Annotated in this window: 12 protein-coding genes; 3 read left to right on the forward strand and 9 right to left on the reverse strand. The window is 68.8% G+C overall.

Features of this window, described 5'->3' with window-relative positions:
* The first annotated feature begins 239 nt into the window (after positions 1 to 239).
* Positions 240 to 728 (forward strand): MarR family winged helix-turn-helix transcriptional regulator, encoded by a 489-nt coding sequence (locus tag NJ1_RS12015; RefSeq protein WP_067692023.1) that lies wholly within the window; start codon positions 240 to 242, stop codon positions 726 to 728.
* Positions 729 to 764: 36 nt separating this feature from the next.
* Here NJ1_RS12015 and NJ1_RS12020 read toward each other — a convergent pair whose 3' ends face one another.
* The 3 genes from NJ1_RS12020 to hisS all read right to left on the reverse strand — a co-directional run bounded on the left by NJ1_RS12020 (position 765) and on the right by hisS (position 3,646).
* A complete protein-coding gene (locus NJ1_RS12020; protein ID WP_067692026.1) occupies positions 765 to 1,199 on the reverse strand; it encodes a GH-E family nuclease in 435 nt (144 codons plus the stop codon).
* 154 nt (positions 1,200 to 1,353) lie between these two features.
* Positions 1,354 to 2,001 carry a hypothetical protein gene (locus NJ1_RS12025; protein WP_067692054.1) on the reverse strand — a complete coding sequence of 216 codons (648 nt, stop codon included), beginning with the start codon at positions 1,999 to 2,001 and terminating at the stop codon, positions 1,354 to 1,356.
* A gap of 364 nt (positions 2,002 to 2,365) precedes the next feature.
* The gene (gene hisS / locus NJ1_RS12030; RefSeq protein ID WP_067692029.1) at positions 2,366 to 3,646 is read right to left on the reverse strand and encodes a histidine--tRNA ligase; all 1,281 of its coding nucleotides are present in this window, start codon (positions 3,644 to 3,646) and stop codon (positions 2,366 to 2,368) included.
* 160 nt (positions 3,647 to 3,806) lie between these two features.
* Here hisS and NJ1_RS12035 point away from each other — a divergent pair, with 160 nt between their 5' ends.
* Both NJ1_RS12035 and NJ1_RS12040 read left to right on the forward strand, forming a co-directional pair.
* Positions 3,807 to 4,682 carry a peptidylprolyl isomerase gene (locus NJ1_RS12035; protein ID WP_067692032.1) on the forward strand — a complete coding sequence of 292 codons (876 nt, stop codon included), beginning with the start codon at positions 3,807 to 3,809 and terminating at the stop codon, positions 4,680 to 4,682.
* Between the two features lie 424 nt (positions 4,683 to 5,106).
* Positions 5,107 to 5,676: a hypothetical protein gene (locus NJ1_RS12040; RefSeq protein WP_067692035.1), complete on the forward strand. Its 570-nt coding sequence runs from the start codon at positions 5,107 to 5,109 to the stop codon at positions 5,674 to 5,676.
* Positions 5,677 to 5,893: 217 nt separating this feature from the next.
* On the opposite strand, the gene NJ1_RS12045 is transcribed toward NJ1_RS12040, so the two are convergent.
* From NJ1_RS12045 to NJ1_RS12070, 6 genes are all read right to left on the reverse strand, one after another.
* On the reverse strand, positions 5,894 to 6,301 hold the full coding sequence (locus NJ1_RS12045; protein WP_067692038.1) for a DUF4913 domain-containing protein: 408 nt from the start codon (positions 6,299 to 6,301) through the stop codon (positions 5,894 to 5,896).
* Positions 6,298 to 8,142 (reverse strand): type IV secretory system conjugative DNA transfer family protein, encoded by a 1,845-nt coding sequence (locus NJ1_RS12050; protein ID WP_067692041.1) that lies wholly within the window; start codon positions 8,140 to 8,142, stop codon positions 6,298 to 6,300. The genes NJ1_RS12045 and NJ1_RS12050 overlap by 4 nt, the downstream gene beginning before the upstream one ends.
* A 37-nt stretch (positions 8,143 to 8,179) precedes the next feature.
* Positions 8,180 to 8,734 (reverse strand): hypothetical protein, encoded by a 555-nt coding sequence (locus tag NJ1_RS12055; RefSeq protein WP_245717343.1) that lies wholly within the window; start codon positions 8,732 to 8,734, stop codon positions 8,180 to 8,182.
* A gap of 134 nt (positions 8,735 to 8,868) precedes the next feature.
* Positions 8,869 to 9,123 carry a transposase gene (locus NJ1_RS12060; RefSeq protein ID WP_245717344.1) on the reverse strand — a complete coding sequence of 85 codons (255 nt, stop codon included), beginning with the start codon at positions 9,121 to 9,123 and terminating at the stop codon, positions 8,869 to 8,871.
* Between the two features lie 50 nt (positions 9,124 to 9,173).
* Positions 9,174 to 13,859 (reverse strand): hypothetical protein, encoded by a 4,686-nt coding sequence (locus NJ1_RS40445; protein WP_245717345.1) that lies wholly within the window; start codon positions 13,857 to 13,859, stop codon positions 9,174 to 9,176.
* Positions 13,860 to 13,865: 6 nt separating this feature from the next.
* The gene (locus NJ1_RS12070; RefSeq protein WP_067692047.1) at positions 13,866 to 15,356 is read right to left on the reverse strand and encodes an SCO6880 family protein; all 1,491 of its coding nucleotides are present in this window, start codon (positions 15,354 to 15,356) and stop codon (positions 13,866 to 13,868) included.
* Positions 15,357 to 15,506: the final 150 nt, after the last annotated feature.

Below are 15,506 nucleotides of genomic sequence, written 5' to 3' on the forward strand. Positions count from 1 at the left end.
GACCGGAGGGTCGCCGTCGGGACGGCGAGTGTCCCGCTTCGGTTTTCGTGCTCCGAAAGCCGATCCGACCGGGGTATGTGTTGCACACTATCGTATCGGCCACCGGGCCGGGTCCGCGGTCGGTGACTTGTGTTGCGAGCTTTCGCATTTCGAGTGACCGAGCATGATTCGCGCTACCGAGCGCGTATCGGGCGTCCGAGCATGTTTCACGCGTTCGAGGTTGGGAGACTGTGCGTCCTATGTCATCCGAACCCGATCCGATCGCCGTCGAGCTCCGCAAGGCCCTGGAGTTCTATCACGGCACCCTCGAGGACCTGGCCCGCGAGGTGATCCGCGTGCTGGGCGTGAACGAAACCGACAGGCGCGCACTGGAGATCGTGCTGCTGGAGGACGGCAGATCCACCACGCCCGGAATGCTGGCCGAACGGCTGGGCCTCACGGCCGCGGGCGCCACGATCCTGCTGAACCGATTGGAGAAGCAGGGCTATATCGCACGCTCGCTGCACCCGACGGATCGCCGCCGGGTGATCGTGGTGGCCACGGATCTGGCCGCCCGCAGGGTGCACGAACTCATCTCGCCACTGGTCGACGAGGGCAACAAGATGATGCTCAGGTGGTTCGATACCGCCGAACTCGAGATGATCGCGGGTTTTCTGGCCCGCGCGGGCGAACTGCAGCGCATCCATCGGCAACGATTGCGCGATGTCGATCCGTACCCGCGCGCCTGAGCGCCCGCGCGAAGCCGATATCAGGCCATCGGAGGGCTACTCCCAGTCGTGACTGGCGTTGCAGGAGCGGCATTCCAGGCGCAGGTTGTTCAGGTTGTTGTACGCGGCCTTGGCTTCGGCGGGGGTGGTGACGGCCGCGGCCTTGAGATGGTCCCGCCATTTCTGCACGTGCCCCAGTTCGACGCCGCTCTCGCTGACGCCGTTGCCGCACGCCTCGCACTGATAGATCCGCAACTGCCGCTGCGGATTCCACGGATCGGTGACGGCCATGAACTTGCGATGGCTGAGCATGAAGATCCGGGTGTCGCGCGTGGCGCGCAACTGACCGGGATCGGTGTACCAGCCGGGTTTTCCCAAGCCGTCGACGTACGTGGCGACGGTGGCCGGAACGACCGCGGCGTCCGGTACCCATACGACGTCGAACGAGATGTCCTCCGGCAGCGCGATCTGGTGCTGGTAGCTAGCCTTCATCGGCCCGCTCCTTCTGAATCAGAGTGGAGAAGGGTGGGTGCGCGCGTTCCCACCAGCTACCGATGCTACTTGCGCCCCAACGACATTCAGAACCGTTTCCCCGGCCCTGGCACAGAACGACAGCGGCGGTGACACGCACCGGGCAGCGGGGCGGCTACCGGGTCAGTTCGGCGATGTCCGCGTCGCTGAGCACCACCGAGGAGACCTGATCGCGGTCGCGGACCATGCGCACCGCACGGTAGAGCGGGCGATCCTCGGCGACGGCGTCGCGGGCTTCGGCGCGCAACTGGGCGACAAGCACGTCCGACACGGCCAGGGCGGCGGCCAGGGGGCAGGTGGCCAGCGCGTCGGAAAGCTTGCGGAGCCCGAGTATGTGCAGTTCCCGGCCGCTGCCGGAATCGGTGTACATGGCCAGCGGGATCACCTGCGAGTCCGGCCCGGCGGTGACGCGCAGCACGATGCGGCTGAGCCGGCCCGGCCGGACCAGGATTTCCACGCCGGAGGCCGCGGAGAGTTCGAGTCGCCGGTCACCCAGGAGGGTCCGGGCGCGAATCACGGTGCCGGAGAGCCAGATTCGGCGCCGCTGGACGGCCACCGCATACAGGGCGGTCGGTGCGCCGAGCACGATCCCGACCGCCAGCGCCAGCGGCCAGTGGATGAACAACGCGAGCAGCAGCCCGACACCGACGCCGATCCCCAGGGCGGCCAGGGCGAGCCGCCGCAACGCGGGGGCGTACATCTCGGGGGCGATCAGATCGAGCCCGACCTCGACGGCGGGCCCGGATTTCGATGGTTCAGTCACGACTGCGCATTCGTCCGAGTACGGGGGTGGGTGTGCTCGGCCGATGTGTTCCAGCGGCGCAGGCTCGGCCCGGGACGCTACCAGTCGGCCGACCGGCCTGCCCGAGTTCGCCCCCGTCGCACCCGAACTCGCCCCGGATACGGCGACGGGCACCGGTCCACCGGACTCCGGGCCGGTGCTGTGCTCCCGCAGATTGCAGGCGGAGGGACCGCGACGACGTCCGGTGTGGAACATGCGGTGTGGTCCGGCCGAATGCGATTATGACCGGGCCGACACGATACGGATCAGGGCGCTCGGCCGACGACGGCGCGGTCCGATGACGACGCGGCCCGGACGGTGCGTACCGCCCGGGCCGCGAGCCCGATCAATCCCGTTGGCTCGCAAGGGCGGCCGAGACCTGATCGACGACGTCGTCCAGGCCTATCTGTCGCTGCTCGCCGTTGCCCAGGTCCTTGAGTGCGATCTCGTTCTCGGCGACCTCACGATCGCCCAGGACCAGCGCGAAGCGCGCACCGGACTTGTCGGCCGCCTTCATGGCCCCCTTCACACCGCGCCCCCCGTAGGCCAGGTCGGTGCTGATTCCGGCGGCGCGTAGCTGACCCGCGACGGCAACCAGGCGCTGCTTGGCGAGGTCGCCCATCGCGACGCCGAACACGTCCACCCGCGCACCCGTGACGGCGGTCTTACCCTCCGCCTCCAGCGCGAGCACGGTGCGGTCGACCCCGATGCCGAAGCCGATGCCCGAGAGCGGCTGCCCGCCGAGTTCGGCCATCAGCCCGTCGTAGCGGCCGCCGCCGCCGATGCCGGACTGCGCGCCCAGACCGTCGTGCACGAATTCGAAGGTCGTCTTCGTGTAGTAGTCCAGGCCGCGGACCATGCGCGGGTTCACCACGTACGGCACGCCGAGCGCGTCTAGGTGGCCGAGCACCTGATCGAAATGCGACTTCGCCGATTCGGACAGGTGATCGATCATGAGCGGCGCGGCGGCGGTCATCTCCTTGACCTCCGGACGCTTGTCGTCGAGCACCCGCAGCGGATTGATCTCGGCGCGGCGGCGAGTCTCCTCGTCCAGCGGGAGCGCGAACAGGAACTCCTGCAGCAGCTCCCGATACTGCGGACGGCAGGTCTCGTCCCCGAGCGAGGTGAGCTCGAGCCGGAATCCGTCGAGTCCCAGCGCACGGAACCCGGCGTCGGCCACCGCGATGACCTCCGCGTCCAGCGCCGGATCATCCACGCCGATGGCCTCGATGCCGACCTGCTGCAGTTGCCGGTAGCGGCCCTTCTGCGGCCGTTCGTAGCGGAAGAACGGACCCGCGTAGCAGAGTTTGACCGGCAACGCCCCACGGTCGAGACCGTGCTGGATGACCGCGCGCATGACACCGGCGGTGCCTTCGGGGCGCAATGTGAAGCTCTCGCCATTGCGGTCGGCGAAGGTCCACATCTCCTTGCTGACCACGTCGGTGGACTCGCCCACACCGCGTGCGAACAGGGCTGTTTCCTCGAAGATCGGCAGCTCGACGTGCCCGTATCCGGCCAGTCGCGCGGCGTGTACGAGGCCGTCCCGGACGGCGACGAACTCCGCGGACACGGGCGGCAGATAGTCGGGGACCCCCTTCGGGGCACGGAAGCTGCTGGTCTCGGTCACGATGCCAGTTTTCCAAACTACGCCCGTCCAAGTCCAACCGGTTACCGTGTGCAGCCATACGGGGCCGCCGGATGCGGTGTAGATCCGGTTATAGAGCAATGTCTCAGGAAGTGATGGCACACTCTTACCCCGATGGCAACCGATACGGAGGGACTAGCTAGTGCCGAGCAATGAACAGCGACGCGCCGCAGCTAAACGGAAGCTGGAGCGTCAACTCGCGAACCGTGCCCAGCGGGCGCGCAAGCGTAAGCAACTCACGATCGCCGCGTCGGCCCTGGGCGTCGTGGTGGCGGTCGCGGCCGGCGTCGGCATCTACTTCCTCACGCGGGGTGACGACAGCGGCACCACGTCCGCGGCCTCCGAAACCCCCGAGGCATCGCTGTCCTCGGCTCCGCCGCCCGCGGCCAAGGCCAAGCCCGCGTCGGTCACCTGCGACTACCGCAATTCGACGCGCCCGGCGGACAAGCAGGTCGCGCGGCCCGGTACCGACAACATCTCCACCACCGCGAACGCCAAGGCGACGATCGACACCAGTCAGGGCCCGATCGGGATCACCCTGAACGCAGGCGAATCACCGTGCACGGTGAACAGTTTCGAGAGCCTGGCTAAGCAGAAGTACTTCGACGCCACCACCTGTCACCGCATGACCACCGGTGAGGGCCTGAAGGTGCTGCAGTGCGGCGACCCGACCGGCACCGGTATGGGCGGCCCCGGATACCAGTTCGACAACGAGTACCCGACCGACCAGTACGACCCGAATGATCAAGCGGCGCAATACCCTGTCGCCTACAAGCGCGGCGTGCTGGCCATGGCCAACGCCGGTCCGGATCAGGCCGACGGACGCGGCACCAACGGTAGCCAGTTCTTCCTGGTCTACGGCGATTCGCAACTGCCGCCGCAGTACACCATCTTCGGCACCGTCGACGACGCCGGCCTCGGCACGCTCGACAAGATCGCCAAGGCGGGCGTGACCGGTGGCGGCCAGGACGGCAAGCCGACCTCCGATGTCACCATTCAGTCGGTCCAAATCAACTGACCGGCATGGTTTTTCGTACCCGGCGTCGACTCGACGCCGGGTACGGTCGTTTTCCGGCAAAACACCGGAGAAGGGCCCACGGAACCTTCTGTGTAAGGCTTCCCTAACCAAAGAAAATCCTGAGTTTTCGGCAACCTGCCGGAATTGTGAGATATATGCTGTATCGCGACGCGCGCGTGCGGCGGTATCCAAGTTTTCGCTGGTAATCTCGTATAACGGAGTACGAAGCGGCTCACGGAGTATGAAGCGGCACGGTAAGGCCAACCGGCCAACCCCCACCGGGCCCGACTCCAGCCCCCGAGTCCTCCCGGTGTCCACAATTGCAGGCGGGACAACGACATTCGAACCACAGTTCGGGTGGCGATGTTCGTGACGAAGCACCACAATCATCCAAAGTGATCACTGCAGCATCGGGGAGCAGGCAATGGCCGAGGAACTCGACGACATCGGCCGCGAAACCGCGGCGATGATGAGGCAGATGTTGCAGCTCGCGACACTTGTCGCGCTGCGAACTCGGGAACGTGGTCAGAAGGACGCGGAAGCTCGCGTCAAGATCACGGAGGGCCGGCAGAAGGAGGCTCGCGAGCGCCAGCTCCGAGAAGCCGCGGATGCCAAGGCCAAAGATCCGCGCAACGTGGAACTCGCGCGGATGATCGAGAAGCCGCCGCTGGACCGCGGCGTATCGCTCGAGAAGGACAGGTTCGCCGCGCACGCGCAGGCCACTCGTGCGGCCGCGACCCAAGCCGCGGCGAACAAGAATCTCGTGCGCTACGACTCGGTGGAACGCCGAACCGCACTGGCCCAACATCTTTCCCGCATGGGTATCGCACCGGAACTGGCCGCGGTACGCATGTTGATGGAGGTCGGGCAGGCGCAGTCGGCGGAAGAGGCGCTGCGTGCGCGGGAGCAGGAAGCCACCGTGTCCCAGCGGCGTGCTCGCGAGCAGGAAGCTCGCGCCCGTGAGCGGGAAATCGCCCGGACACGCGCACTCTGATCCCTCGCGTACCCTGACCCGATCCAGCTTCGCCGGCGGTGGGCTCGACGTCAGCTTGCTGACGGTCCGGGCTCCACGTCGGCCTCGCTGACCGTTGGTGCTCGACATCAGTTTCGCTGACGGTGGGGCGAATCGCAATCGAATTACGATCCGCCCCAACCTCGTTCGAGGTGCTGCGCGTCGCGCGCGGGTAAGCCCCTCACGTCTCCGCCGTGGATCAGCCCTTCATGTCTCCGCGGGGCGGCTCCGACAGGAACCCCGGCGGATGGCTGAACATCGCCTCCTCCGGTGACTTCAGCGGCAGCGGTGTGAGCATGTCCTTGTGGCCGTTGCGCACACTGCAGTACTTGAACGGCCCCTTGGGATCGAACAGCTTCGCCATGTGCGGGTCCGCGTGGTCCAGGAACCAGAGGCTCAGTCCCAGTTTGCCTTCGGCACGCAGGTGTTCCCAGGCACGCCACAGCGCGTCCAGCCGGGCCACCGCCTCCGCGTGCTTCCACCATTCCGGGCACCAGACCGTATCGCTGATATCGGTGACCTGCCGGCGATACACCAGGCTCAAGTAGTTCTCGACGAACTCCACCACACTCGTGTAGATCTTGGGCTGTTGCTGCGGATCGCTCACAGCGGCTGGACCTCCTCAATCGCTCCCGCGTCGTGTGCCGGCGCTTGTTTCGTCATCGAAATCTGTTCGCGTTCCTTGATCAGGTCGTCGATACCGGTCTTCTTGTACGGGGCCGGATCGTGCGCGGAGATCGACTTGTTCACCTCGGCAACGTATTCGCCTTCCCACCACGGCACGGTGCGCACCAGCACGGCCGGTGTGGCCGAGGAGAAGATGATGGCGCGACCGCGCGGCAGCGTCGCCAGGCCGTGCACGTTGAAGGTCTTGGAGGATCCGAGCGACCGCGAATAGCTCTTGCCGCCACTGGATTCCGACACCGACTGCGAGATGCTGTCGTACTCGCCGATCGCCTCCACGCGCTCCTGCAGGAAGCGGATATCGTCCACGCCGCTGCCGAGCACCTTGATGTTGGCCGCGGCCCACAGCGCTTCCATGCCGTCCGCACCCCAGCAGCGAGCGCCCTGCGCCCACGATTGCAGCACCGTCATGACCACGATGCCGCGAGATCCGAAGTGGCTGTACTGCTTCGGCAGATCCTTCCACTTCACGACATTGGCGGCCTCGTCCAGCACCGCGAGCAGCGGGATCGCCAGGCGCCCACCGGGTGAACGCGACGCCTGCCGGGTGGCCACGTCGATCACGGCTTCGGTCAGGGCGCTGACCAGGGGCGCGGCCGAGCCTCGGCCCTCGAGCGAGAGACTGTAGAGGGTCCCGTTGTTCTGGATGAAGTCGAGTTCGTCGAACTGCACCCGGTTGTTGCCGGGCGTGATCCAGGGATGCACGTTCGACAGCTGCAGGCAGCGGATCATCTTCTTGGCGGTGCCGAACACGCCGCTTCGGGTGCGCTCGTCCACGTTGTACTGCTGAGCCAGACCCGAGGCCATGAAGTCGCGGCCGTGGCTGCGCAGGATTCCGACGGGCTCGGTATCGCCCGGCGAGGTGACCCACTCCCACACCTGGGTGATCGGCTTGTCGTCCAACCCCGCCGCCAGGAACAGACCGGCCAGCAGGTCTTCGGCCTCCTGGTCGAAGAAGTTGTCGGTGGAGGACGCGGCGACGGTGGACCCTGCATCGCCGTCGGCGAAGTGCCCGGCCAGGCGGGCCGCGCGCATCTCACAACCGTCGCGGTGCGCGTCGACCCAGGCCAGCGGATCCCAGTACCAACTGGTCGGCTCGTCTGCCACGCCCTGCGGATCGAACACGAAGGTGCGGCTGCCCTTGGCCTCTCGCACATCGCGCGTCGCGTCGACCACGTCGCGCTTGTTGGAGGTGGCCAGCACCGGTCCGATCGCGGACAGGATCGCCGGAATCACGCGCGAGGTGGTCTTGCCCTGGCGCGGACCCCAGATGTCCACGTGCAGATCCTCGTACGAGCCGTAGAGCATGACCCCGTCGGCGACGGACATGCCGATCGGCACACCGGGCATGTCGTTGCTGCCCAGCTTCATGCCGATCTGCTTGGCCTTCTCCCGCACACCGGCCTCGGTGAGCGATTTGATCGCACCGCCGTTGCCCATGTGGTCGGCCTTGTCGTCGACCGGCAGCCGCCCGATCTGACTGCGCGTGTGCTTGCGCTTCTTGAACAGCAGATAACCGATCGCCACGAGCACGATGAGCACCACGAACACCGATGCCGCGGGAGGCCAGTGCAGGTTGCCCTTGGCCAGGCTCACGCCGATGGCGATCGGGTTGATCGGGATGTCTTGTCTGGGGGTGGATACGAGATTTCCCAGTTGCATGGCGACCCACAGGGTTCCGAAGATCGCGAAACCCGCGTAGATCATGGTCAGGGTTCTGTCGGGACCGGGCTCCGCGGGGTCCTTCACGGGTGTCTTCGCCATCTCTAGCCTCCTGGGATGACCGGTGTGTCGTTGCCGCTCAACGGAATTCGTCCAGCAGCCAAGCGCCGTTGCTGCGCACCACGGTGGCGACGACCGTGCCGGACGGGAGCGTCTGGCGGCGCCCGTCCGGGTATACGACCGTCTGCTCGATGCCGATCTTGTACTGCTGCCGGGTCTGGTCGGATCCCGGGGCCTTCTCTCCGGAGGCGAACGCGAATGCCTCGACCCGCGCTCCGGCCTTACCCCAGTCGGACCACTGCAGCGACGGTTTCGGCGTCTCGACGCTGGTGGGTGGTGTATCCAGTGTACGGATCAGACTGGGACCCAGCCATTTCCGAGCTCTGGCCAGAGCAGCGCTCTGGGACTCCGTCGCGGGGTACCAGGTGTAGATCTCGCGCAGGGCCGTCACCGCCACGCCGTCGGGCGTGGTGGGATCGGGCGCGGGGGCGTTCTCCAGCAAACGCGTGGTGGGCGTGGGCTGATGACCGCCGCCCGAACCCGAATCATGGCCCTGCGAACTGTTCCCGCCGCACGCGGCGAGCAGCATCGCGACGCTCACCACCAGCATCACCACCCGGTTCGCGCGTTGCACCGCCGGTTCCACACCGCTCGGCCCGTGTCGGCGGCGCAGCGCCGGACCGTACTTCCAGGCTAGTCGCTGTGACCGGGACCCGGGCCATACCTGCGGGTTTCCCGACTCGGCGTGTCCGGATTGCGGAGTCGGCGTCATATGCCCCGTTTGGCTTCGTTCAGGGTTTCCACCAGCGTGCGGTTCATCTCGGCGGCGGCGGCCAACTGCTGTTGCAGCAGCGCCACTTTGCGGCGCAGCGCCTCCGCGTCCATGCGCTCGAGTCCCGGGCTCTCGGCGGCGCGGACCCAGTTGCGCACCGAATTGGTGTGCACGCCGATCTGATCGGCGACCACCCGGCATGCCTCGGACTCGGATCGCATCTTCGCCGCGAGCGAGATCACCTGCGACACAGCGGCTTGCCGTACCTCCGGCGACACTCTTCGATAGGAACGATGCGGCATCATGCGGCACTCCCCTCGTCCGTGCCGCGGCGGGCGGTCTTCTCGGTGAATTCGCTGAAACGCTGGTTGGTGTCGTGGATTCCGCTCTCGCGCTCCGACTGCGTGAACTCCATGTGGAACGGGATGCCCGGGCGGCGATCCTCACCGATCTTGAGCAGGAACTTGCCGGTGCCGGGCGCGGGCGGGCGCTGCTGACCGGGCTTGAGCGCCTCACCGGTGAGCGCCTGCGGCGCGGACCAGCCGGTGACCATGTCCTGTTCGGCGGAGGTGAACGGCACCGTGGAGTCCAGGCGGCCGATCTCCTCTGCCGGGAGCGCACCGAAGATCTTGGCGCGCGCGCGTTCCAGGAAGCCGAGCGCCTTGGCGATGGCCGCCTCGGACCCCAGCGCCTGCAGGTCCTTGATGGTGTGGCTGATCATGATGAGCGCGGTCGCCATGCCGCGCTGCAGACGGGTGAGCTCGTCCACGCGATCGACCATGAAGTCGCCCAGGCCCAGCACCTGCCACAGCTCGTCCATGACGACCTGGAAGTAGCGCTGCTCACCGAGTTTCGCGTCCGCCAGCACGTGCGCGGCCTCCACCGAGGCGAAACCGTCGGCCCAGCAGGCCAGCATGACCGCGGCCTTGAGCTTCTTGTCGCCGGTCGGGATGTGCGAGACGTCGATGCACACAGCGGTGGAGGTGGTGTCGATGGGAGTCGTGGTGTGACCGTTGAAGATCGCACCGAACGGGCCCTGGGTGAGCGCGCGCAGTGAGCGGCGCAGGCCCTTGATCGCGTTCTGGTACTCCTCCGGGTTGTCCGCACCGGCGTCGAGCTGGAGTTCGTCGCCGCCCGCGACAACGACCGTGAGCAGATCCTCCATGATCGGCGGATGCTCGGGGCTGAACTCGCTGCCCTCGCGGTACAGGATGCGCAAGCTGGTCGCGATCAGCGTTTCCTCGTAATCGCGCACGCGCGCACCGCGAACCAGCTCGACCAGACCGGCGACCAGGGTGACCTGGCGCGCCCGCAAATCCTGCAGCACCGAGACCTGCAGTTCGGGCTGATCGTCCAGCTGTGGAACGACCGCGCCGAGCACACCGGCGGCCAGCGGGTTGAGTTTGCCGTGGCCGTAGCCGAGGTCGATGATCTGGCCGCCGACCAGCTCCACCAGCTTGCGGTAGTCGGGCTTGACGTCGGCCAGGATCAGCGGCGTGATGCCTTGGGCCACACCGCCCAGCACGATCCGGCGCACCAGCGAAGACTTGCCGAAACCGTTGAGCCCCAGCACGAAAAGACTCGGCGCGGTGATGAAGCTGCCGCGCATGAACCAGTTCATCGGGTCGAAGCACACCGGAGCGCCGGTGTGCAGATGCGAGCCGAGCGGCGTGCCGATCAGGGGCGCGCCCGCGCCGACCGACCACGGCCACAGGCCCGCGACCTGCGCGGTGGTCGCGCGGTACTCGACCGGACGGCCGACCACCGCCATCCGGCCGCCGCCCTCGCCGAGATAGCCGCGATCGGTGAGTTGTGCTGTGGTGCGGTCGAATTCGTCCACACTCCCGTACTCGATGCGCTCCGCGCGAGCGGCGAAGTTCCGCCGGCGCAGCTCATCGGTGTGCAGCCGGAACGTGGCCCAGGCCGCGCGGATGCCATTGCCCTCGCGGGCGGTGACCTCCAGCTTCGCCCGTGCCGCGTCATCGAGCAGCTTGGGGCCGGACTGCTTCTTCTTGGCCGGCCGCTTGGCCACCGGCTCCTTGAGAGGCTTGTCGCCCTTGCCTTTTCGCCCGGAACCTCGGGAGCTGGGCTCGGCGCCCCGGTCCGTGCGCTTGCGCACCGGACGGCCGCGTCCGGACCGCTCCACCGGCAGATCATCCGGTCGCGATCGGCGCGCGCGCCCGGGCGTACCCGTGCGCCCACCCAGATGCACCCGGTCCGCATCGGTGGGACGAGTCCGCCCCTCGCCGCGCCGTGGCTCGGTTCCACTGCCGTGCACAGACTCCCGTCCGGACTCGGCGCCACCACGCCGCTCGCGCCCGGCCGGCTCCACACCGCGCTCACGCGCGGCGGAGTCCGTGCCCCGCTCACGTCCCGTGATGTCGGAACCGCGCTCACGCCCGGCGGACTCGATCTCACGGGTGCGCCCGGTGGAATCGGCTCCGCGCTCACGCCCGGCAGACTCGGTGCCCCGAACGCGCTTGGCCGATTCCGCGCCGCGCTCACGCCCGGCCGGCTCGATGTCGCGGGTGCGCCCGGTCGACTCTGCGCCGCGCTCACGGCCCCCGGTGCTCGCACCACGTTCGCGGCTGCTCGCCTCGATGCTCCGGCGGGCATCGGAGCCGTGTGCGCGGCCTGTTTCCGTGCCGCGCCGGGCATCACGCTCGATGCCGTGCTCACCGCGCCGCGCACGCTCGTGGCCGGGTTCCGCGCGCCGGTCGTGTTCGGACGATCCGGTGCCGCGCACCGGATCGCGGCCCGATTGTCCTTCCGGCGCACGCTCACTCGTGACCGCACCGGCCCGCGCGCGCTCTCGTGCGGCGCGCGCCTCCTTCTGCTCGGCCACGGACAATTCCGTGCCTCGTCCCCGCTCCCGGCCCACGCTCTCGGCGCCACGGGTGCTTCCGCCGTCCGTCGAGTCGACGCCACGGCCACGCTCTCGGTCCATCCGATCCCCCTCGACTCGTTCCGACCCCCACGATGTCTCGTTACCGTCCGAACTCGCCGACCGCGTCCCCGCACGCGCCGACCCACCGGACCGCTCCAGGTCCGGCCGTACCGTATCCCCCTGCGGCACCGCACCGGAACGCCGGCCACTCGCCGACCGTCCCGGTCCGACTCGCTCCCCCGAACCGGAGGCCTCCGCCACCTGTTCCCGCACCGGATCACCGGCACCCGTCCCGGACGACTCGCCCGACTTCCCGGGTGCCTGCTCCACCCCCTCGGAAGGCGCCCGCTCCGAGCCGATCCGGCCACCACTCTCGCGCGCGGGCCGCGGATCTCCCTCGCCGCTGCCTGCCGACGCCTGGACTGCGGAATCAGCACTCATGGAACGGGTTTCGCGCGGCGCGGAGTCCACCGGCGCGGATGCGGCACCACTCAGCGCGGCGAGTATCCGATCCCGCGACGGGTCCGATTCCGACCAGTCGTCATCTGCCGCACCGGGCGTATCCGAGCCGATCAACCCGGAGTCCCGCACCGGTCTCTCACGCTCCGGCGATCCTTCGCCGACCATGCCACCGTCGCGACCGGCATCGGCCGCATCGTCCTCGGTGTGCGTGTCGTGCGTCGCCGCCCCCGGGCGGCTGTCGCGGCGAGGATCTTCGGCCCGAGTACGAGCGACTCGGCCCGTCTCTTCCGAATCCGCTCTCTCGGAGGGTCTTTCGCTCCCCGGTGCATCGATGTCCGCAGTGCGCTTCGCTCTTCCGGTCTCCGATATCGGGCTCGGCGAGATGCCGAGTTCGCCGCCTCCGCCGGATTCGCCACTCTCGACACCCGGATGCCGGGTGTCCGCCTGCTCGGGTTCGACATGGCGCGGCACCGGTCCGTGCGAGTCCACACCGCGACCGGGTGCCGACTCGACGGTCTCACGCCGGGGCGGGCGCATTTCCGCGGGACGACCGATCGCGGGACGCCCCTCGGCGGGATGTGCGGTCCGCACATCGGCCGCGACGTCGGACTGCTCGCCCGCACCGGGAACACGCGCCGCATGCGAATCCTGCTCCCGAACGGCCGGTTCGGCGCTGGGCGCGTGCGCGCGGGGTGGACGAGTCTCCGCCTCGAGCCGGGCCGCCGATTCGCGTCCCCGCGCCGGGTGCCGATCGAAGTCCTCGACATAGGGCGGATTGGGGTCGATCGACCGGGAGCGGATCGGCGGCGGCTCCACCTGCAATTCTTCCTGCGCGCGGCGCACAGCCGCCATGCGGCGTGCGTGCTCGCGGGCGGCGGCTTCGGACTCGCTCTCGCGGGCGCCGCCGGTGCGGGCAGGCTCGGGAGTTCTGGACGGCCGCGCGGATTCGCGCGGCCGCTCGGGGGCCGCGGCTTCCCGGGGCGACACGCGGGCCGAGTCACGGCGGGTCTCGGCCGAAGGCTGCCCGGAGCCGTTGCCGCCCTTGGGCTCTCCGCTGGTCAGGTGCGAATCCGATACTCGTGCAGCGGTGTTCGGTCCGCCGGAGCGGACTTCGCCCGATGCCGTACCAGGGTCGGCGGAACGCGATCCGGCACCGGATCGGCTGGGGCCGAACGCGGTACCCGCCTGAGCCGAACCGGCCCCCGCCTCCGCGCGGGCCGAGCCGGACCCCGCACCCGGACGATCCGAGTCGGCCCCGGTGGCAGGGCTCACCGCACCCGTCCGGGCGCCTGGACTTCCGGCCGAGCCGGACTCTCCCGCGCCGTGACGCTGGTCCCCCGCGCCGGAGCGCGGGGCAGGGCTCGTGGGCTTCGATTCATCCGGGCGCGCACCGGTGGACCGCGCTTCCTCCTCCGCGGCCAGGGCCGCGTAGTCGATCGGAGTGTCGCGGCGCAGCAGCCGACGGTCGGGGAGGGTGCCGCGGCGGGGGCGGTGCTCGTCGCGGGCGACCCGGGAGCCGACGGGCGGCTGGTCCGAATCGCCGTGTGCGAGTTGCTCCGGCGCGGCCGGTTCCCCGCGCGAGGCGCGGCGTGCGGCCGCTTCCCGCTCACGAACGGATGGATCGAAGTCACGTGCCATGGGTGATCACCCCGCGAGTGCTTTGGGAATGGTCGCGTGCTCCGGAAGGATGACGCCGCAGCCGAGGGAGGCCGCGAAGGCCGCTGCCTGGTAGCGATAGCAGCGCCGGATCTTGAGTCGCGACTGGGTGGACAGGTCACGGGTGATGGCCTCGATACGCGGCAGATCGCCGCGCAGGGGTTCGGTGATGGTCACCAGCGCCCCGAACCGGGTCACACCGTGACCGCGGGCCTGCTCTTCGCGCGCCTGCTGGGTCGCGCCGACACGAATGGTCGCGGCCGCCGAGACGACACCGCGCTCACTCTGCTGCGCCACCAGCGCGTTCTTGTAGTCGTCGTCCACGATCTGGGCGGCGTCGCCGGCCGAATGCGGGCGGTACACGATGGTGACCCGTTTGCGCGGCACCTCGGGATTGGGTGCGAGCAGCCGCTGCAGCACCCGCTCGTCGACCGCGCCCTCGGGTGCGGTGTCCATCTCCCAGGTGACCGAGCGGCCGCCGTCGTGGATGAAGTGGTCCCAGCGTTCCTCGTGCGACACCGGTCCGGCGTCGGCCCAGTCCAGGCCGTGCCCGCCGGGCTCACCCGAGGCGACTTCCAGATCCGCCTGTGCCGCGGGGTCGTAGCTGCGCCGGATGAACGAGATGACCTCGTCCGCCGACATCGGCTGGCAGCGCACGCCCGCCTCGGCCAGCGCCGCGCAGATGCCCGGGAGCCTGCGGCCGATCTCGACCGCCTCCTCCGCCGGGTTCTTGCGGCGCTCGGCCGTGGTGGCCTTGAACGTGATGGACACCCGCGGCAGCAGCTGCACCCGCTCCTGCGGCAGTTCGGTCGCCAGCTCGTACATCACCTGCTGTGCCAGGTCCGGAGCTTCGGGCCGGGTGATCGCGGAAACCTCTGTGAGCAAACGGTTTCCGGTCTCGGGCACGGTGTCGATCACCGGCACCACCGCCACGATGTCGGAGGTCTGTCCCAGCGAGGCCAGGAAGGTGCCCCAGGCCGCGACCCAGCGATCGATGACCGGCTGATCGACGGCCTCGTGTCCCTGCGGCCAGGCGCGCAGAACCACTGTGTACTGGCCGAATTGGGGCAGATGGATCATGCCGAAGCTGTAGCCGCCGGCGTCGATTCCCTCGTACAGCCGTGAGGGAGCCATCAGCCCGGGCAGCCGTGTGACTCCGCCGGGCACCCGGGAGAACCGGCCGCCGCGGTACACGTGCTCGCCCTTGCTGCGGCCCCGCAACCAGTTGAACATCATCAATCCGTTCTCGTAGCCGGAGCGGCCCCCGGTCCGCCACACCAGTGGAACCATCACGATCAGACCCAGACCGCCGATGACGGCGGCGGGTTTCGGGCCCGCCACCAGTGCCGTCAGCAGCGCGGTGATCACCACCGCGAAGCCCACCACGGTCTCGCCCCAGCGCAGGCCGAAAAGACCTGCGCTGCGGGGCTTCTGCCAGAGGCCGTAGGCGCGGCGCTCGTAGGTGTCGGTCATGGTCATCGCGGAATGGTGCTCCTGCCGAGGTCGGGGGAACGATTGGTCCAGCGATCACCGGCGACGTCGCCCATGGCGGCATCGGCCCGGTTGAGTCCGGCGGTCGCCGCGCGGACCTGCGACACTCTGGCCGCGACCCGGGACGCGCCCGACGGC

The organism is Nocardia jejuensis NBRC 103114, assembly GCF_001613145.1.
GTDB classification, from domain to species: domain Bacteria; phylum Actinomycetota; class Actinomycetes; order Mycobacteriales; family Mycobacteriaceae; genus Nocardia; species Nocardia jejuensis.